Below are 18,000 nucleotides of genomic sequence, written 5' to 3'. Positions count from 1 at the left end.
CATGCCTTCTCCTTGCGGAGAAAGGCGGCGCCGCCAATGCGGCGACAATCGTGGACTAAACCATGCTCTCCCACAGCCTGTGTGCAAACACGCCGGCGCGCTTCTCGATCGCGGCCGCTGCGTCGAGCGCGAGATCCTCGCGATAACGCCCGGCAATGAGCTGCACGCCGATCGGCTTACCATCGTGCACGGCCACCGGCACCACGGCGCCGGGCAGGCCCAGCACATTGATCGCGGAGATGAAGCGGATCTCGCCCCAGAAGATCTCGCGCACGCGCTCGGCGCTGACCGTGTCCTCGCGCGGGCCCGGCGTCGGCTTCACCGTGGTCGGCGCCAGCACGACCGGGTACTCCTCGAAGAACAATTGCCAGGCGCGGATGTGGCCGTTGCGCGCGGCGGTCGCCTGCATCCAGGCCTTGAGATCGAGCACATTGGCCTTGTCCTTCATGCCGCCCCAGGCCTTGTGGAAATCTTCGGACGTGACCTTCAGCATGCCGGCCTCCTGCATCACTACGGTCTCGTTGGTGATGATGTCGCACCAGGTCTGCCAGACGCCGTTGATGTCGGGCACCTCGACCTCGCTGACGCGATAGCCGGAACGTTCGAGATGATCGGCGGCCTGGCGCAGCGCCGCGCGCACGGAGGGGTCGACCTCCATGTCCTCGGGGATCTTGGCCAGCGCCACCTTGATCGGCCCCTTCGGCCTCTCGCCGACCAGCGGCGCCGGCACCCACCAGGGATCGCGCGGATCGCGCCGGCTCATCACCTCGAGCGCAAGGCGAACGTCGGCGACGTGGCGCGCGAGCGGCCCCTGCGCCGACATCAGATGCGCCAGCATCGGCCGCTCGGCCGTTGCGCTTGCGTTGAACGCGGGGATGCGCCCTTGCGTCGGCTTGATGGTGGCGACACCGTTGCAATGCGCGGGCCAGCGCAGCGAGCCGCCGATGTCGTTGCCATGGGCGATGGTGCCGATGCCGGCGGCGACCGCCGAACCCGCACCGCCCGAGGAGCCGCCGCAGGTGATATTGGGATCCCAGGGATTGAGCGTCAGCCCGTGCAGCGGATTGTCGGTAAAGCCGCGAAAGGAGAATTCCGGCGTGTTGGTGAGCCCGATGACGATCGCACCTGATTTCTTCAGGTTGCGCACGACCGGCGCATCCGACGGCGCGACCAGGTCCTTGTTGGCGGGCACGCCGTTGAAGTTCGGCCGGCCTTCGTAGTCGACGTTTTCCTTGATGGTGATGGGCACGCCATGCAGGAGGCCGAGCGCGCCGCCCTTGGCGCGCTGCTTGTCCGCGGCATGCGCGGCCTTCAACGCCTCTTCCGAGAGATCGACAACGACGGCGTTCAGCTTCGGATTGACGGCCCGCATCCGTTCGAGATGCGCTTCGACGGTCTCGACGGCGGAGATTGCGCCGGAGCGGATCGCAGCCGCGGTCTCCACCGCCGACCATTGCCAGGCCGGTCCCTTGGGGCGGCGCGATGAAGCCGGCTTGAACTGCACGACCTTCTTGGCTTTCTTCGCAACGACGGCCTTGCGGCTTGCGCTGGTCTTGCCGGAGGTCTTCGCCGGTTTCTTCGAAGCAGTCTTCTTCTTGGCAGTCTTCTTGGCCGTCTTCTTCGCCACGTCGCATCTCCTGAAAATTGCGCGGCGGAGGTTACGGATGGCGTGGGGACGTGTACAGGTGCGTTTTCTGCATGACGCAGTGGCGCGACGCGGCGAATCGTCCGCGGTCGCGCCGCTGCGCTATTCGGCGGGGCACGCCGCGACGGCCGCCTGCGCGCGGTCGAGCCGCAGGCTCCACAGCGCCAGCACCAGACCGACAGCGGTGATGCCGGCTGCGACCAGAGGCAGCGCCGAGAGGCCGAGCCCACGGTCGATGGTGACGCCGCCGGCCCAGGCGCCGAGGGCGTTGCCGAGATTGAACGCGGCGATGTTGAGGCTGGAGGCGAGTGTTCGGCCGCTGGGGCCGGCCGCTTCCAGCACGCGAAGCTGGAGCGGGGCGACGGTCGCAAAAGCGGCGATGCCCAGCAGCAGGATCAGCACGATCGCCGGGATCTTGACCGACAGCACGGCGGCAAGGCCAAGCAGCACGATGGCGAGCGCGGCGAGCGTTCCGATCAACGCGCCGGCGAGGCCACGGTCGGCGAGCTTGCCGCCGGCGACGTTGCCGATCGCGAGCCCGACGCCGAACACCAGCAGGATCGGCGACACCGCGCCTTCCGAAAAGCCGGTGAAGCGGGTCAGGATCGGCTGGATGTAGGTGAAGACCACGAACAGGCCGGCAAAACCAAACACGGTCATGGCAAGGCCGAGCAACACCTGGGGGCGGCCGAGCACCGATATCTCCTCGGCCAGCGAGACCGGCTTGTCGCCGTTGCCGACATGGCCGGGCACCAGGGCTGCGACCACGGCAAAGGCGATCAGGCCGATGACCGTCACGGCCCAGAATGCCGCGCGCCAGCCGAGCATCAGGCCGAACCAGGCGCCGAAGGGCACGCCAAGCAGCGTCGCGACCGTGAGGCCGATGAACATGGTGGCAATCGCGGAGGCCCGCTTGTCCTCGGCGACGAGGCTCGTCGCCACCACCGACCCGACACCGAAGAAAGTGCCATGGGCAAGCGAGGTCAGCACGCGCGCTGCCATCAGCAATTCGTAATTCGGCGCCAGCGCACAGGCCGCATTGCCGAGCGTGAAGATCGCCATCAGCGCGAGCAGCACGGTTTTGCGCGGCATCCGCCGCGTCGCCAGGGTCAGGACGGGCGCACCGACGAACACGCCGAGCGCATAACCGGAGATGAGCAGGCCCGCGACCGGGACCGAGACATGCATGTCGGCGGCGACCTGCAGCAAGAGGCCCATGATGATGAATTCAGTGGTGCCGATGCCGAAGGCACCGGCGGTGAGCGCGAGGACGGCGGGAGGCATGCGTGGGCTCCGATGGATGAGACGAGCCACGCAGATAGCCGTGCCCGCGCAAAACCATTAGAATGTCCGCAATCCAATCATTTGTGACGTGAATTCAACATGGCCCGCTTCGACACCAACCGCTCCGCCGAGATGGAGGTCTTCGTCCGCGTCGTCGATCTCGGCGGGTTCACCCAGGCCGCGCGAAAGCTGCGGCTGACGCCGTCGGGGGTGAGCAAGCTGATGTCGCGGCTGGAGGCGCGGCTCGGCTCGCGCCTCGTCAACCGCACCACGCGCAAGCTGACCCTGACCGAGGAAGGCCAGGCGTTCTATCAGCGGGCCGTGCGGATTCTCGCGGAGATGGAGGAAGCCGAGCGCGAGGCGGCGTCAGGCGCGGCGCCGCGCGGCCGCCTCACGGTCAACTGCAACATCCCGTTCGGCATGCTGCATATGATGCCGCTGATCCCCCGTTTCCTGGAACAGCATCCCGAGGTCACGCTCGATCTCGTGCTGACCGACACGCTGGTCGACTTGATGCAGGAGCGTGCCGACGTTGCGATCCGTGTAGGACCTCTGAAAGCGTCCCGCCTGATCGCGCGCAAGCTCGGCAGCAGCCGCATGGTGGTCGTCGGCACCCCCAACTATCTGGCGCGCTTTGGCACGCCCAGGACGCCGGCGGATCTCGCCAATCACCGCGGCATTGGCTGGACCTTTCCGCGCATCCGCGGCGGATGGCCATTCCGGCGCGGCGATCGCACCGAGGAAGCCGTGCCGCCGCCGGTCGCCCGCGCCAGCGACGGCGAGGTCGCCCGCCGGCTGGCGCTGGGCGGCGTCGGCCTCGCCCGTCTCGCCCTCTTCCACATCGGCCCCGACATCGAATCCGGCCGCCTCGTGCCGGTGCTGCAAAACCACAATCCCGGCGACCGCGAAGACATCCACGCCGTCTATGTCGGCCACACCGCCCCCCTGCCCGCACGCGTCCGCGCCTTCATCGATTTCCTCGCGGAGCACGTGCGTGTGAGCGACCCCGCGCTGAAGCGGGCGGGGGATGGGAGTTGGAAACTGGCGGGATGAGGCTGATGGCGGAGAGAGCGTCAGTCAATCCAGACTGATGCGATCGTGTTCCGCGTGGCTGGACCGTTGAGGACGCACCGCCGACGCTTGCGCGAGGGTGCCGAAACCGCGAAAGTCCTAACTGTTTCAGAACTTGTCAGGGGAATTCCACACAAATGCAGTTCGATGACGTCATCCTCGGTCGCCGGAGTATCCGCGGTTACAAACCCGATCCGGTACCCAAGGAGCTGATTGCGGAAATCATTGGTTTGGCGATGCGCGCTCCGTCGTCGATGAACACCCAGCCCTGGAATTTCTATGTCATCACCGGCGAACCGCTGGATCGGATCCGCGCCGGCAACACCGAACGGATGGTGGCGGGCATCCCGCAGTCGCGCGAGTTCCGCACGGGCCAGGCCTTTGCAGGCAAGCACCGTGACAGGCAGGTCGGCGTCGCCAAGCAATTATTCTCCGCAATGGGAATCGAGCGCGACAACACGGAAAAGCGCCAGGACTGGGTGCTGCGCGGCTTCCGCCAGTTCGACGCGCCCGTCTGCGTGATCATCACCTATGATCGCGTGCTTGACGGTAGCGACGATACGCCCTTCGACTGCGGCGCCGTGGCGACCGCCCTGGTCAATGCCGCGTGGTCCCGCGGGCTCGGCGCCGTGATCAACAGCCAGGGCATCATGCAGTCCCCCGTGGTGCGCGAGCACGCGGGCATAGCCGACGATCAAGTCATCATGAAAAGCATCGCGCTGGGCTGGCCGGATGAAACTTTTCCGGCGAATGCCGTGGTGTCGGAGCGGAAGTCCGTCGAGGAAGCGACGGTGTTCGTCGGTTTCGAGAAGTAGCGGCGTGCGGTCGGAAGGGCTGGAGGCACAGCAGTGATCCGCGCCATGGTCCGACGTGTACTTGTGCTGGCGACGGCTTTTGCCACTGCCTTGACGCCGGTCATTTGTCTTGGCGAAAGCAGCAAGCCGTTGCCAGCCAAGGCAACGAGGGAACTACCCGCTGAGCTGCTCTCGCTGCTCGAACAGAAGAAGATGCCGAAATATTCACCTATCGTCGTGCGCCTGTTCAAGGAGGAGGCCGAGCTCGAGGTCTGGAAGCAGGACGCGACCGGCCATTTCCAGATCCTCAGGACCTATCCGATCTGTCGATGGTCGGGCGACCTCGGGCCGAAATTGTACGAGGGCGACCGACAGGCTCCGGAAGGGTTCTATACGATTACACCCGAGCTGATGAATCCCAACTCCAACTTCCATCTTTCGATCAACCTCGGCTTCCCCAACACGTTCGACAAGGCGAACAAGCGCAACGGCAGCTTCCTCATGATCCACGGCGACTGCTGGTCGAGCGGTTGCTATGCCATGACCGACGAACAAATAGGCGAAATCTATTCGCTGGCACGCGACTCATTCCTCGGCGGCCGGCCGTCGTTCCAGGTCCAGGCCTATCCGTTCCGCCTGACGCCGGCAAACCTGGCGCGGCATCGAAATAGCCCCAACCTGGCCTTCTGGAAAATGCTCAAGATCGGCAACGATCATTTCGAGACGACGCGACTCGAACCAAGGGTGGATGTGTGCGACCGCCGCTATGTGTTCGATGCGCAACCTCCCCCGAATTCACCGTCGCCTCCAGTGTTCAACCCTACCGAAAAATGTCCCCCCTTCGTCGTCAACCCGGAAATCGCGCGGCGGGCGCTGGAGAAGAGGCGCTCCGACGAGCTCGAATACGCGCGATTGCTTAAAGACAGCGTGCCGGCTGCCCCGATATACAGCGGACTGGACGGCGGAATGAACAAGGCATTCCTCACACAATTTCCGGGCAGAGTGACGCTTGCGAAAGTCATGCCGTATGCATCCTACCTGCCGCAATTGCCACCGATCCCCTGGATCGACAATGATGGCTCGTTGGCGAGTAGATGGTTTGGCAGCTCGTTGGACAAGCCGCCGGAGTGTAATCCGACGCGTGTCGGCTTCCCGTCAGGTTGGTGCTGAACGCTCGTGCGGCGTCGGAGCAGAGGTCTGTCGAGAAAGCTACGGTGTTTGTCGGTTTCTAGGGTTAGATGGCCGCCGCGTAACATGATGGGTAACGAGGATGACGTCGAAAAGGCCCTTTGACGGCTTCGATTTCGAAGGCTTCTGGAACGACTGTCCGTATTCCCTGGAGAACTATGTCGAGCCTCCGCCGAGCGACGAGCTGATTGCCTCCATCGAACAGGAGATAGGCGGGTATCAGCTGCCTGCGGCCTATGTCGATCTCGCACGGCGCCACAATGGCGGTATGGTCAAGCGCAACTGCCACCAAATGAAGGAGCGTACAGGCTGGGCGGAGGACCACGTGGCTATCGAGGGGCTCTACGCCATCGGGCGCACGGCCAAATATTCACTCGCCGGCGAACTGGGCCCCAAGTTCATGATCGAGGAATGGGACTACCCGCCGATTGGCGTCGGCATCGCCGACACCCCGGCCGGGGGCCACGAACTGATCATGCTGGACTACCGAACCTGCGGAAAGCGGGGCGAGCCGCAGGTCGTGTAAGTCGACCAAGAGGCAAACTACCGCATCGTCGTCGTCGCGCCAGACTTCGAGACCTTCATTAGTGGCTTGGTCGAGGAGTCCGAATACGACACCGCTGACGAGGATCTGGCTGCGGCGATCGTCGGCGACATCGTCGAGATGGCGGAAGTCTACCATCTGACTCCCAAGGCCGAGGCGACCCTGTTCGGGCGCTTGGCGACGATCGCTGGCTCCGAAGTCAATAAGCCAGCGCGATGATTTGAGACTGATGCGATCCAGTCTCCGAGATTCCTTGCTCGCACCGGCAGCGCACAAGTTCAGAATCGTGAAAATGGCGGAGAGAGTGGGATTCGAACCCACGGTACGGTTTCCCGCACACACGCTTTCCAAGCGTGCGCCTTAAGCCACTCGGCCATCTCTCCGGAGCGCCCTCTCTTGAAGGGGCGCCGATGATTTTGCAAGGGATCGCGGGGAAATCGGGTGAATTTTCCGTAAGATGTTGTATTTACGTGATAATATCTGACATCGCAGATGCCCTGACCCGCCTGCCGGCTGAACCGGTGACGGGTTTGGCGCGACGATTCACCTGAGAACAGCAGACACGACCGGGGACGCCATGACCATCCGCAGCACCATCGCCGCCCTCAGCCTGATTTCGGCCCTTGGCTCCGCCTTCGCCGTGCCCGCCGCCGCCCAGGTCTGCACCCGGCAAGGGGTCGATGTCAGCTGCAACGACGGCCGGCGCGGGATGCTGTCGGGCGATGCCATCATTTGGCCGGACGGCACGCGCTCGAGCTCGACGCCGCATCCGAGCGTGATCATCGGCAATAAGAGCTCGGTGCATGTCGGGCCCGGCGTGTTCGTCGGCCAGGGCAAGGGCATGGTGCCGATGGACGATCCGAATGCGCCGAACAAGCGGCAATGCGCGATTCTGGATGGCGTGTCGTATTGCTATTGAGGCTCTCGTTTTCACCTCTCCCCGTAAGAACGGGGCGAGGGAGAGTATCCTAAATCAGCCGCACGCCTGAGATCGCCGACTTCAGCCAGCGCAGTGCCTGCGGCGGCTGCGTGGCGAGCGGGGCGACCGCGGCCTTCTCCGTCCGGCACTTTTCCAGCTCCGCGACGAAATCGGCCGACCATTGCTGGATGGTGTGGCCGCGCAGCTTCTTCATCATCGCGTCCCAGCGCATCTTGCGCTCGGTGAGCGGCATCGCGGCGGCGATCGCGATCGCGCGGGCCATGCCGTCGATGTCGTGCGGATTGACGAGCAGCGCGGCGTCGAGCTCGTTGGCCGCGCCTGCGAACTTCGACAGCACCAGCACCCCGGGATCGGCCGGGTTTTGCGCGGCGACATATTCCTTGGCGACGAGGTTCATGCCGTCATGCAGCGGCGTGACCACGCCGATCTGCGCAGTCCGGTACAGGCCGGCGAGCACGGCCTGGCTGAAGCCCTTGTTCAAATACCGGATCGGCGTCCAGTCGACCTCGCCGTGGCGGCCGTTGACGTCGGTGACGAGGCGCGCGACGTCGTTCTGCAGATTGCCATAGGCTTCGATGCCGCCGCGCGAGGGGTTGGCGATCTGAAGCAGCGAGATGCTGCGCAAGAATTGCGGCTGTTCGGTCCAGAGCCGGTCGAACGCGCTGATGCGGTTGACGAGGCCCTTCGAATAGTCGAGCCGGTCGACACCGATCGCGAGGCGCTCGCCATTGAGGCTGCGCCGCAGCCGCGACACGTCGGGATGCGAGGCCGATTTCGCAGCGTATTGCGCGAACTTCTCCGCATCGATTCCGATCGGGAAGACCTCGCAGCGAGTGCGGCCATGCTGCGAGACGGCAACGCCGTCCTCGACGGCGAGGCCAAGCTCGCTTGCGACGTAGCCGAGAAAATTCCGGCAATCCTCCTCGGTCTGAAAGCCGAGCAGATCGTAGGCCAGCATTGCCGTGATCAGCTCGCGATGATTCGGCACGCCCTGCATCACCGCGGCGACCGGCCACGGCGTGTGCAGGAAGAAGCCGATGGGATCGTCGACGCCGAGATCACGCAGTTCGGCGCCGAGCGCGAGGAAATGATAATCCTGCACCCAGAACGCAGTTTTGGCTTTTCGGAAGCGCATCAAGGCGCGCGCCATGAAGGCGTTGACCTCGCGATAGCTGACGTAATCGTCGCGCGAGACGCGGATCAGATCGCTGCGCGAATGCAGCGCGGGCCACAGCGCCGAATTGGCAAAGCCTTCGTAATAGCCGCCGTAATGCGCCGCCGGCAGATCCAACGTCGCAATCGCGCCCGATCCGAGCGCTTCGATCTCCGCGAACGGCTCCTTCTGATGGCCGTCACGCACGCGGCCCGAAGAACCCACCCAGATCGCGCCCGAATGTTCCACCACCGGCAACAAGGCCGCCGCGAGGCCGCCCGTCATGGGCTCGTTAGGCTTGCCGCGCGCGACGCGATTCGAAACGACGACTAAATTCACAGGTCGTCCCCTCCTGTTTCATTCCACCCCATTTAACTGCCGTTCATCAATATGGTTCCTGTCATCGTTTCAACCAATTGAAACCAAAATCGGGCACGCGCGTTGGAACTGGTTGCGCTTCGGGAACCCGAGATTTCGTTGCAAAGTCAGCTTATGCGGCCATGTTGCGCAGCAATCATAGCGGCGCGCGACGGCGCCGTTCCCAAAGCATCATGTCTGTGACGTGGCGCTGCCTTTATTTCACCTCGGGTCGAGCAGGCGTGCAAGGAACGCACGCACATCGTTCGGCGCGTCGAAATGGCCATTCACGCCCATGGCACGGCGGCCGACCGAGAAGGCAAGCCCGTTCATGTCGGGCATGATCGCGAACACGGTTTCATCGGTGACGTCGTCACCGATGAAGATCGGACGCCGTCCTTTGAACGGCTCCCGTTTCATCAATTCGCGCACGCCGGTCGCCTTGGTGAATCCGGAATGCTTGATCTCGCAGACGAACTTGCCGGGCAGCACCTCGATCGGCGCATTGGGCAGGTCGGCGCGGATCACCGAGACCGATTCGTAGATCGCTTTCTCCGCATGCGGCGCAAGGCGGTAATGCAGAGCGAGTGAATAGCCCTTGTCCTCGAGCAGAATGCCAGGGCTGAGCTTGGCGATGGCGGCCAGCCGCCGCTTCAGCTCCTTGTCCAGCGGCGGGGCATGCACGTCATCGGCCTCATTGTCGATCGACAGCCGCATCTCCGCGCCGTGGCCGGCGACGGCGCGGAACACATCGGGCGCGAAGATCAGGTCGATGTCGTTGAGCGAGCGGCCGCTGACCAGCGCCAGCGCGCCGGAGGTGCGCTCGGTCAGCCGATTCAGCGTGTCCGACAGGCCCGGCGGCACCCACACTTCGCGCGGCGTCGGCATCAGGTCGAGCAGCGTGCCGTCGATGTCGAGCAAAATCGCGATCTCGTCGAGATGCGGCACCAGCGCATGCGGCACCGGCACCGCATCGGGTGCTTCGTCGTCCGGCATGGTGCGCTTCTGGTCCAACGCCATTTCTGCAAATTCCGATTTCATCAATCTACTCCATAAAGGCGAGCGGCCGCGCGATTTGTTCGAGCGATTTGCGTTCCGCAGGGACGGCATAGCGCCACGCCACGATCGCGGCCGCGATCATCAGGGCTGACCCCAGCAGATAGCCGGCGAACACGCTGGTGCGCGATCCCGTGTCGATCAGCACGCCGAACAGCGCCGGCCCGATCACGCCGCCGATGCCGGTGCCGACCGCGTAGAACACCGCAATCGCCAGCGCGCGAACTTCGAGCGGAAAGGTCTCGCTGACGGTGAGATAGGCCGCGCTCGCGGCCGGCGAGGCGAAGAAGAAGATCACCATCCAGGCGATGGTCTGCCCCTGCGCGGTGAGCACGCCGATGGAGAACAGGTAGCCCGAGATCGCCAGCAACAGGCCCGACATGCCATAGGTGAACATGATCATGACGCGGCGTCCGAGCGTATCGAACAGCCGGCCGAGCAGCAGGGGCCCGAGGAAATTGCCGGCGGCGAAGGGGAGCAGGTACCAGCCGACATGATCGGCGCTGATGCCGTAGAAATCGGTCAGCACCAGCGCGAAGGTGAAGAAGATGGCATTGTAGAAGAACGCCTGCGCGCTCATCAGCACGAGGCCGACCACCGCACGCTGGCGGTACGCCGAGAACAGCGTGTGCACGACCTCGCGGATCGGCGTGTGATCGCGCATCTTCAGCCGGATCTTCGCGAAGCGCCCGTCGCTCGTATCCTGGTCATGCCCGATCACCGAGCGTTCGATCTCGTCGACGATTGCGTGGGCCTGATCGGGGCGGCCGTGGATCATCAGCCAGCGCGGACTCTCCGGAATCCACATCCGCATCAAGAGCACGACGAGGCCGACGGTCGCGCCGATGAGATAAGCCAGGCGCCAGCCGAGATCGGGGTTGATCACGGCAGGATCCAGCAGCACGATCGACGCCACCGCGCCCATTGCGGCCCCGATCCAGAAACTGCCGTTGATGACGAGATCGGTCCAGCCGCGATAGCGCGCCGGCACCAGCTCCTGGATGGTCGAGTTGATCGCGGTGTATTCGCCGCCGATGCCGGCACCGGTGAGGAAACGAAACAGCGCGTAGCTCGCGACATTCCATGACAGAGCCGTCGCGGCCGTCGCCGAGAGATAGAGCGCCAGCGTGATGAAGAACAGCTTCTTGCGTCCGATGCGGTCGGTCAGCCAGCCGAAGCCGAGCGCACCGAGCACGGCGCCGGCGAGATAGGCGGAATTGGCAATGCCGAGATCGAAATTGGTGAATTGCAACGACGGGCTCTGCTTCAGCGCACCCGAGAGCGCGCCGGCCAGCGTCACCTCGAGCCCGTCGAGGATCCAGGTGATGCCGAGCGCCAGCACCACGCGGGTGTGAAAGCCGCTCCAGGGCAGCGCGTCGAGCCGCGCGGGAATACTGGTCTCGACGATGCGATCGGTCGCGGCTGCCGCGACAACAGGAGCATAGTTCGGCGCTGGGCGTTGCTGCAATTCCATCGGGCTGTTGTGTCTGATCAATAAAAGCGCCCCCGGTCACATGATGTGGACGGGGTCGATCCGATCATCGGGGTGCGGCATTCCGCCTGCCACCTGCGACAACGTCTGCGGCGAGGCCGGGTTCCCATGGGAACGGCCCTTCCTACCGCTCGTTTCCGATGGAGCCGCAGGGAGTTGACGCATGGCTCATGTCAGAAAGAGGACACATTCGCGCAAAACAGCCGCGCGCAGGACGATGAGCGCCAAGCGCGGCGATGCTGACCTTCTACATCAACCGCGCCGGCAAGACTTGCCGAAGACGCAGCGCACGCGACTGGAGAAGGCGAAGCTGGAGCTGAAGCGGTTGTCTGGAAGGGAGTGAGATCAAACCTCCGCTGTCGTCCCGGACAAGCGGAGCTCTTGGCAACGCGTCGCGTTGCCGGGAGCGGAGCGCTGATCCGGGATCCATAGCCACTGGATCGGGTTTGGTGATAGCTCGAAGTTGTCAGCGTCCGTCGCAACTCCTCGCTGGGAGTATGGGTCCCGGATCGGCGCGCCTTGAGGCGCGCTTGTCCGGGACGACAGCGGAGTATGAGGCGGCGACGCGAACTTCAGAGGCCGCGAATTTACGCCGCCCTGATATTCCCCATGAAGCGGTCGAGCTCGGCGCGCAGGCGGGTGCTTTCGGATGATAGCGTCTTGGCCGAGTGCAGCACCTCCTCGGAGGCCGAGCCGGTCTCGGCGGCGCCGCGGTTGACCTCGCCGATGTCGGTGGCCGCGGTCTGGGTGCCCTGCGCGACGGTCTGGACGCTACGCGCGATCTCCTGCGTCGCCGCGCCCTGCTGCTCGACCGCGCTCGCGATCGACGTCGAGATCGACGAGATCTGGCCGATGGTCGCGCCAATCTCCTTGATCGCCGCAACCGACTCGGCCGTGGCACCCTGCATGCCCGTGATGTGCGAGGAGATCTCGTCGGTGGCCTTCGCGGTCTGGCTCGCCAGCGACTTCACCTCGCTGGCAACCACCGCAAAGCCGCGCCCGGCCTCGCCGGCCCGTGCCGCCTCGATGGTGGCATTGAGCGCCAGAAGGTTGGTCTGCTCGGCAATCGCGGTGATCAGCTTGACCACCTCGCCGATCTGCTGGGCGGCATGCGACAGCTTGCCGATGCGCCCGTCGGTCTCCTTGGCCTGGACCACGGCGGCTTCCGCAATCCGGCTGGAATCGCGGACCTGACGGCCGATCTCCTCGACCGAGGCCGAGAGCTCTTCCGTCGCGGTGGCGACCGACTGCATGTTGGAGGACGCCTGCTCGGACACGCCCGCGACCTGGCTCGACAGGCTCTGGGTGGTCTCGGCAGTGCGCGTCAGCGTCGAGGCCGCCGATTCCAGCTGCACGGCCGAGGCCGAGACGTTGGAGACGATCGCGCCGACCGCGCTTTCGAAATCATCGGCAAAGCGGATCAGCTCGGAGCGGCGGGCCGCGCTCGCCTCCCTGTTCTGGGCTTCGCTAGCGGCGGCATCGCGCTCGGCTTTTGCCACGGCTTGGACCTTGAACTCCTCGACGGCGCCGGCCATCTCGCCGATCTCGTCCTTGCGGCCGAGCCCCGGCAGCACCACGTCGAAATTGCCCGAGGCCAGCTCGCGCATCGCCTTGCACATCGCGATCATCGGACGCGAGATGCCGTTGCCGAGCCACAAGGCCAGCACCGCACCGATGGCAAGGCCGCCGAGCGCCATCATCAGCATCAGCCGCTCGGTCTCTCCGATGGTCGCATTCGCGCTCGCCTCGATACGCTGCTGGTCGGCGGTCAAATCCGAACGCAGCTCGGCCGAGAGCTTGAGGATGGTTGCCGCCGTCTTGGTCATCTCACCGTTCGACTTGACGATGATCTTCACGTTCTCGGTCAGCTTTGAAAAGGAGGTGCGGTACTGCTTCAGCAGATTGCCGATCTCGGTGACGCGGTCGGTGATCTTCTGGTCGCTGGCATAGATCGAGACCAGCAGCGTCTCCAGGAATTTGATGCGGGCGATCACGCCATCGGCGGTCTTCGGCTCCGGCTTGGCCACGAAGGCGCTGACCGAGGTGGAGACCGCCAGATATTGCGAGGTGATGTCCTTGGCCGTGGTCTGGACCGATGCCAGCCCCGCCAGCGCGGCGGAATCGGCGAGATCGTCGAACTTGAAGCGGATCTTGTTGCCGACGCTGTTGAGCTCATCGGCCGCGATCTTGTTGTTCTCGCGCGTCAGGACGATGATCTCCCCGAACACCTTCGTGAAGCGCTGAAACTCGGCTTCCAGCTTGCCGACCTGCTCACGGCGGGCGGCGCCGGTCGTGGCGGACATCGACTTGGCGATCGCGCTCTTCAGATTGTCTTCGGCGGCCTTGGCTGCGGTCTCGTCATCCACCGCCCCGGTCAGGGTATAGGCCCGAGCCAGTCCTTGATAGGCGATCAGCTCGCGATCGACCGTCCGCGCGAGGTCGGCTTCCGACACGCTGGTGCGGTAGGAAGCCACCGCGGCCTGGATCCGCTCGAAGCCGAAATAGGCGAAAGCCATGCTGACGGCGAGGATGGCTAGCACCGCCACGAAGCCGAGGATGATTTTTGCGCGAAAACGCAAGGTTGGCAGCTTCGATTGGTTCGACTTCGACTTGGACTTGGACTTGACCGACATTCCCCCACCCCATTCCATTCGCGGAAAACCAGGCGCAGCCCGGAAGCAGCCCGCTTCCTGACTCGTCCGCACGGTAATTGGCAAAGGATAAGCCACGGTAAATTTATGGCGCCGCAACTTGCGGTTAGGTGACGCGGGGGAGATGCACACTCCGCTGTCGTCCCCGACAAGCGAAGCGCAGATCGGGACCTCCGCGCGAGCGCTTGCGCTCGTCGCGATAACCCCAGGGAGGAGTTTGGCGAAGACTCGGAGTTACCTGCATGCTCCATAACCGCTCCCTGGGGTTATGGGCCCCCGCGTTCGCGGGGGCGACAGTAGAGAGTGGGGCGACAGCGGAGAGGCTAGCTCGCGACGAGCCCAAGCAACTTACGCCGCCCGGATATTCCCCATGAAGCGATCGAGCTCGGCGCGCAGGCGGGTGCTTTCGGATGACAGCGTCTTGGCCGAGTGCAGCACCTCCTCCGAGGCCGAGCCGGTCTCGGCGGCGCCGCGGTTGACCTCGCCGATGTCGGTGGCCGCGGTCTGGGTGCCCTGCGCGACGGTCTGGACGCTACGCGCGATCTCCTGCGTCGCCGCGCCCTGCTGCTCGACCGCGCTCGCGATCGACGTCGAGATCGACGAGATCTGGCCGATGGTCGCGCCGATCTCCTTGATCGCCGCAACCGACTCGGCCGTGGCGCCCTGCATGCCCGTGATGTGCGAGGAAATCTCGTCCGTCGCCTTCGCGGTCTGGCTCGCCAGCGACTTCACCTCGCTGGCAACCACCGCAAAGCCGCGCCCGGCCTCGCCGGCCCGTGCCGCCTCGATGGTGGCGTTGAGCGCCAGAAGGTTGGTCTGCTCGGCAATCGCGGTGATCAGCTTGACCACCTCGCCGATCTGCTGGGCGGCATGCGACAGCTTGCCGATGCGCCCGTCGGTCTCCTTGGCCTGGACCACGGCGGCTTCCGCAATCCGGCTGGAATCGCGGACCTGACGGCCGATCTCCTCGACCGAGGCCGAGAGCTCTTCCGTCGCGGTGGCGACCGACTGCATGTTGGAGGACGCCTGCTCGGACACGCCCGCGACCTGGCTCGACAGGCTCTGGGTGGTCTCGGCGGTGCGGGTCAGCGTCGAGGCCGCCGATTCCAGCTGCACGGCCGAGGCCGAGACGTTGGAGACGATCGCGCCGACCGCGCTTTCGAAATCATCGGCGAAGCGGATCAGCTCGGAGCGGCGGGCCGCGCTCGCCTCCCTGTTCTGGGCTTCGCTGGCGGCGGCATCGCGCTCGGCTTTTGCCACGGCTTGGACCTTGAACTCCTCGACCGCGCCGGCCATCTCGCCGATCTCGTCCTTGCGGCCGAGACCCGGCAGCACCACGTCGAAATTGCCCGAGGCCAGCTCGCGCATCGCCTTGCACATCGCGATCATCGGACGCGAGATGCCGGTGCCGAGCAGGAAGGCGAGGACCGCACCAAGCAGCGTACCGCCGATGGCCAGCATCAGAACCAGTTGCTCGGTCTTCCCGATCGTCGCTTCCGATTCCGAATCCAGCCGCTGCTGCTCGGCGACGAGGTCCGCCTTCATGGCGGTGGCGCCTTGCAGGATGGCACCGGCCGAGCCGCTCATTTCGGTGACGAGGCTGTCGACCAACTTGGCGTTGGCGATCAGCTTTTCCAGCGCTTCGCGATAGGCGCCGAGGATGGTCTTGGCCTCCTTCAGGCCGTCGACGATCTTCTCGTCCATGGAATAGACCGCGCCGAGCGAGTTCTCCACGAATTTCAGCCGCGCCAGCGCGCTGGTCGCGATCGCCTGATCGGACGTGAGCACGAAATTGGTGGCTGCAGCACTCGCGGTTTGGAACTGGGCGTTGACCTGCTTGGTACCGAACTCGATCGACTGCGCCTCGGAATCGGAAGCGTTGTTGCCGATATCGTCCAGCTTGTACTTCAGGAGATTGGCTTGGCGCTGCAGCTGGTTCTGCACCAGCAACGTGCTGTCACGCTTGGCCTGCAGAACCTTGGCGAAGGTTGCGGAGAAATTCGCGAACTCCTTGGCGAGCTTGTCGAGACTTTCGCCCCGCGCCGGGGCTTTGGCGCTCTTCACGGCCTGGTCGATGGCGTTCTTCAGGCTGGCCTCGGCATCAATCGCCGCCTTGGCGTCATCTTCCTTGCCGGTGACGACGAAATATTTGACGGCCGAACGGTAGGCGAGCAGCTCGCGGTCGATGTTGCGGGCGAGGTCGGCCTCCGACACGCTGCTGCGGTAGGACCCGACCCCGGCCGAAACCCGCTCGAAGCCGAAATAGGAGAAAGCCATGCTGCCGGCGGAGATCGCCAGCACGACCGCAAAGCCCAGGATGATCTTGGCGCGGAACCTCAGGGTGGGAAATATTGTGCGCTTTGACGGCGACGCGATACGCCCGGACATTCCCACCCCCATTATTCATTCCAAACAGCCACGATCCGGAGGCGCCCCGCCTCCCCGACCGGATGCGCAAAACTAAGGCAGAATCGTCAAGGGGCGGTAAATTCCTCCGGCTCGCAATCCCGGGCCGCGCAAGCGCCAGGCCGGCAGCTTCCCGTCCGGACGACACTGTGCGACTTGTTGCGGGTAGAATGAAAAAGCCCTACTGTTTTCGGCACTTGGCGACAGATCTTGGCGACAGACCAAGCCGGTCCTTGAGGAGAGAAACGAAGTGGGGCAGGCCGATCTTCGGTTTGGCGGTTCGTCCGGCGTTGCGGTCGCGAAATCGAAAGCTCCGACCGTCGACGAGGCCGTTGCCGAGCTGGTCGCCCAGCTTCCGTCGGACGAGCTGGCCCTGGTCCTGGTCTTCCTCTCCCCCCGCTACGATCCTCATCGGTTCATCGCCGAGATCACGAGACACTTTGCGGACGCGCCGGTCTGCGGTTGCACGACGGCAGGCGAGCTGGCGCCGGACGGCTGGGACGAGAACAGCGTTGTCGCGATGACGTTCAGCCAGGCCGACTTCAACGCCGTGGTCCGGCCGATCCTGAATCTCGCCAATTTCCACGTCGAGGACGGCCGCCGGATCGGCAGCGAGCTTCGCCACGAGCTGCTGCGGACAACCTCGGAGGTCAGCGGCCGCAACCCTTTCGGCCTGGTGCTGATCGACGGCATGTGCCGCCGCGAAGAAGCGGTGATGTCCGCCCTCTATGCCTCGCTCGACAATATCCCGATCGTCGGCGGGTCGGCCGGCGACGGCCTGCGCTTCGAAAGGACCTGGGTGTTCTTCGACGGCAAGGCCCACACCGACGCGGCTCTCCTCATTCTCCTGAACACGTCGCTGCCGTTCCGCGTGTTCAAATGCGACAATTTCGAGCCGACCGCACAGAAGATGGTGGTCACCGAGGCCGATATCGAGCAGCGCGTCGTCAAGGAATTGAACGCCGAGCCTGCCGCCGCGGAATATTCCCGTGCCGTCGGAATCATCGACGCAAAGCTCGACCCGTTCTCCTTCGCATCCCATCCGGTGCTGGTCCGGGTTGGCGGGTCCTATTATGCGCGGTCGATCCAACGCGTCGATCCCGACGGCTCGCTGCGCTTCTTCTGCGCGATCGACGAGGGCATGGTGCTGACGACGGCAACCTCGTGCAGCCTGGTCGGAGCCACCCGCGACGCCTTCGCGGAAACCCGTGACCAGATCGGCGACGTCTCTCTCTATATTGGCTTCGAATGCCTGCTACGCCGGCTGGATGCCGAGCAGCATCAGCTTTCACGCGAAATGTCCGAGCTGTACCGGCAGAATCGCGTCGTCGGGTTCCATACCTACGGCGAACAGTTCGGCTCGATGCACGTGAATCAGACCTTCACCGGCGTCGCCATCGGCAGGCGGCCGACGTAACG

14 protein-coding genes, 1 tRNA gene and 1 pseudogene are annotated in these 18,000 nt (G+C 64.6%); 8 read left to right on the top strand and 8 right to left on the bottom strand.

What is annotated here, in order from left to right:
• Positions 1–55 precede the first annotated feature (55 nt).
• Together AABA84_RS22490 and AABA84_RS22485 are read right to left on the bottom strand one after the other, a co-directional pair.
• A complete protein-coding gene (locus AABA84_RS22490) occupies positions 56–1,627 on the bottom strand; it encodes an amidase family protein (protein WP_212253825.1) in 1,572 nt (523 codons plus the stop codon).
• Positions 1,628–1,747: 120 nt separating this feature from the next.
• The gene (locus tag AABA84_RS22485) at positions 1,748–2,929 is read right to left on the bottom strand and encodes an MFS transporter (RefSeq protein ID WP_212253824.1); all 1,182 of its coding nucleotides are present in this window, start codon (positions 2,927–2,929) and stop codon (positions 1,748–1,750) included.
• A 99-nt stretch (positions 2,930–3,028) separates the two neighbouring features.
• Between AABA84_RS22485 and AABA84_RS22480 the strand changes: the two genes are divergently transcribed.
• From AABA84_RS22480 to AABA84_RS22460, 5 genes are all read left to right on the top strand, one after another.
• On the top strand, positions 3,029–3,982 hold the full coding sequence (locus AABA84_RS22480; RefSeq protein ID WP_212253823.1) for a LysR family transcriptional regulator: 954 nt from the start codon (positions 3,029–3,031) through the stop codon (positions 3,980–3,982).
• 155 nt (positions 3,983–4,137) lie between these two features.
• A complete protein-coding gene (locus AABA84_RS22475) occupies positions 4,138–4,815 on the top strand; it encodes a nitroreductase (protein WP_028141933.1) in 678 nt (225 codons plus the stop codon).
• 33 nt (positions 4,816–4,848) lie between these two features.
• Positions 4,849–5,964, top strand: a complete 1,116-nt coding sequence (locus AABA84_RS22470) for a L,D-transpeptidase family protein (RefSeq protein WP_338313155.1) — start codon at positions 4,849–4,851, stop codon at positions 5,962–5,964.
• A 100-nt stretch (positions 5,965–6,064) separates the two neighbouring features.
• A complete protein-coding gene (locus AABA84_RS22465) occupies positions 6,065–6,508 on the top strand; it encodes an SMI1/KNR4 family protein (protein WP_212253822.1) in 444 nt (147 codons plus the stop codon).
• A gap of 66 nt (positions 6,509–6,574) precedes the next feature.
• Positions 6,575–6,745, top strand: a complete 171-nt coding sequence (locus AABA84_RS22460; RefSeq protein ID WP_212253821.1) for a hypothetical protein — start codon at positions 6,575–6,577, stop codon at positions 6,743–6,745.
• 74 nt (positions 6,746–6,819) lie between these two features.
• Here AABA84_RS22460 and AABA84_RS22455 read toward each other — a convergent pair.
• Positions 6,820–6,909 (bottom strand) — tRNA-Ser (locus AABA84_RS22455).
• 194 nt (positions 6,910–7,103) lie between these two features.
• On the opposite strand from AABA84_RS22455, the gene AABA84_RS22450 reads away from it, so the two are divergent.
• A complete protein-coding gene (locus AABA84_RS22450; RefSeq protein ID WP_212253820.1) occupies positions 7,104–7,445 on the top strand; it encodes a hypothetical protein in 342 nt (113 codons plus the stop codon).
• A gap of 49 nt (positions 7,446–7,494) precedes the next feature.
• Here the strand turns inward: AABA84_RS22450 and AABA84_RS22445 are convergent, their stop codons facing one another.
• The 3 genes from AABA84_RS22445 to AABA84_RS22435 form a co-directional block, all read right to left on the bottom strand.
• On the bottom strand, positions 7,495–8,958 hold the full coding sequence (locus tag AABA84_RS22445) for a trehalose-6-phosphate synthase (RefSeq protein WP_212253819.1): 1,464 nt from the start codon (positions 8,956–8,958) through the stop codon (positions 7,495–7,497).
• Between the two features lie 240 nt (positions 8,959–9,198).
• Positions 9,199–10,017: a trehalose-phosphatase gene (otsB, locus tag AABA84_RS22440; protein WP_212253818.1), complete on the bottom strand. Its 819-nt coding sequence runs from the start codon at positions 10,015–10,017 to the stop codon at positions 9,199–9,201.
• 4 nt (positions 10,018–10,021) lie between these two features.
• Positions 10,022–11,506: an MFS transporter gene (locus AABA84_RS22435; RefSeq protein ID WP_338313164.1), complete on the bottom strand. Its 1,485-nt coding sequence runs from the start codon at positions 11,504–11,506 to the stop codon at positions 10,022–10,024.
• Between the two features lie 251 nt (positions 11,507–11,757).
• Between AABA84_RS22435 and AABA84_RS35060 the strand changes: the two are divergent.
• Positions 11,758–11,867: pseudogene (locus AABA84_RS35060) on the top strand (DUF3175 domain-containing protein); the annotation flags it as partial.
• A gap of 244 nt (positions 11,868–12,111) precedes the next feature.
• On the opposite strand, the gene AABA84_RS22430 reads toward AABA84_RS35060, so the two are convergent.
• On the bottom strand, positions 12,112–14,157 hold the full coding sequence (locus tag AABA84_RS22430) for a methyl-accepting chemotaxis protein (protein ID WP_338308987.1): 2,046 nt from the start codon (positions 14,155–14,157) through the stop codon (positions 12,112–12,114).
• A 366-nt stretch (positions 14,158–14,523) separates the two neighbouring features.
• Positions 14,524–16,563 carry a methyl-accepting chemotaxis protein gene (locus AABA84_RS22425; RefSeq protein WP_338308986.1) on the bottom strand — a complete coding sequence of 680 codons (2,040 nt, stop codon included), beginning with the start codon at positions 16,561–16,563 and terminating at the stop codon, positions 14,524–14,526.
• A gap of 268 nt (positions 16,564–16,831) precedes the next feature.
• Between AABA84_RS22425 and AABA84_RS22420 the strand changes: the two genes are divergently transcribed.
• Positions 16,832–17,998 (top strand): FIST N-terminal domain-containing protein, encoded by a 1,167-nt coding sequence (locus tag AABA84_RS22420; protein ID WP_212253128.1) that lies wholly within the window; start codon positions 16,832–16,834, stop codon positions 17,996–17,998.
• Positions 17,999–18,000: the final 2 nt, after the last annotated feature.

Origin of the sequence: Bradyrhizobium sp. TM239 (genome assembly GCF_036247985.1) — a bacterium.
GTDB lineage: Bacteria > Pseudomonadota > Alphaproteobacteria > Rhizobiales > Xanthobacteraceae > Bradyrhizobium > Bradyrhizobium ottawaense.
Note: the sequence above shows the minus strand (reverse complement) of the source record. Positions and strands in the feature narration are given on the sequence as shown.

Excerpts from the sequence above, each read along its gene's own strand:
- AABA84_RS22450 (WP_212253820.1), top strand. The coding sequence starts at position 7,104 with ATGACCATCCGCAGCACCATCGCCGCCCTCAGCCTGATTTCGGCCCTT.
- otsB (WP_212253818.1), bottom strand. The coding sequence starts at position 10,017 with ATGAAATCGGAATTTGCAGAAATGGCGTTGGACCAGAAGCGCACCATG.
- AABA84_RS22430 (WP_338308987.1), bottom strand. The coding sequence starts at position 14,157 with ATGTCGGTCAAGTCCAAGTCCAAGTCGAAGTCGAACCAATCGAAGCTG.
- AABA84_RS22475 (WP_028141933.1), top strand. The coding sequence starts at position 4,138 with ATGCAGTTCGATGACGTCATCCTCGGTCGCCGGAGTATCCGCGGTTAC.
- AABA84_RS22435 (WP_338313164.1), bottom strand. The coding sequence starts at position 11,506 with ATGGAATTGCAGCAACGCCCAGCGCCGAACTATGCTCCTGTTGTCGCG.
- AABA84_RS22485 (WP_212253824.1), bottom strand. The coding sequence starts at position 2,929 with ATGCCTCCCGCCGTCCTCGCGCTCACCGCCGGTGCCTTCGGCATCGGC.
- AABA84_RS22480 (WP_212253823.1), top strand. The coding sequence starts at position 3,029 with ATGGCCCGCTTCGACACCAACCGCTCCGCCGAGATGGAGGTCTTCGTC.
- AABA84_RS22465 (WP_212253822.1), top strand. The coding sequence starts at position 6,065 with ATGACGTCGAAAAGGCCCTTTGACGGCTTCGATTTCGAAGGCTTCTGG.
- AABA84_RS22425 (WP_338308986.1), bottom strand. The coding sequence starts at position 16,563 with ATGTCCGGGCGTATCGCGTCGCCGTCAAAGCGCACAATATTTCCCACC.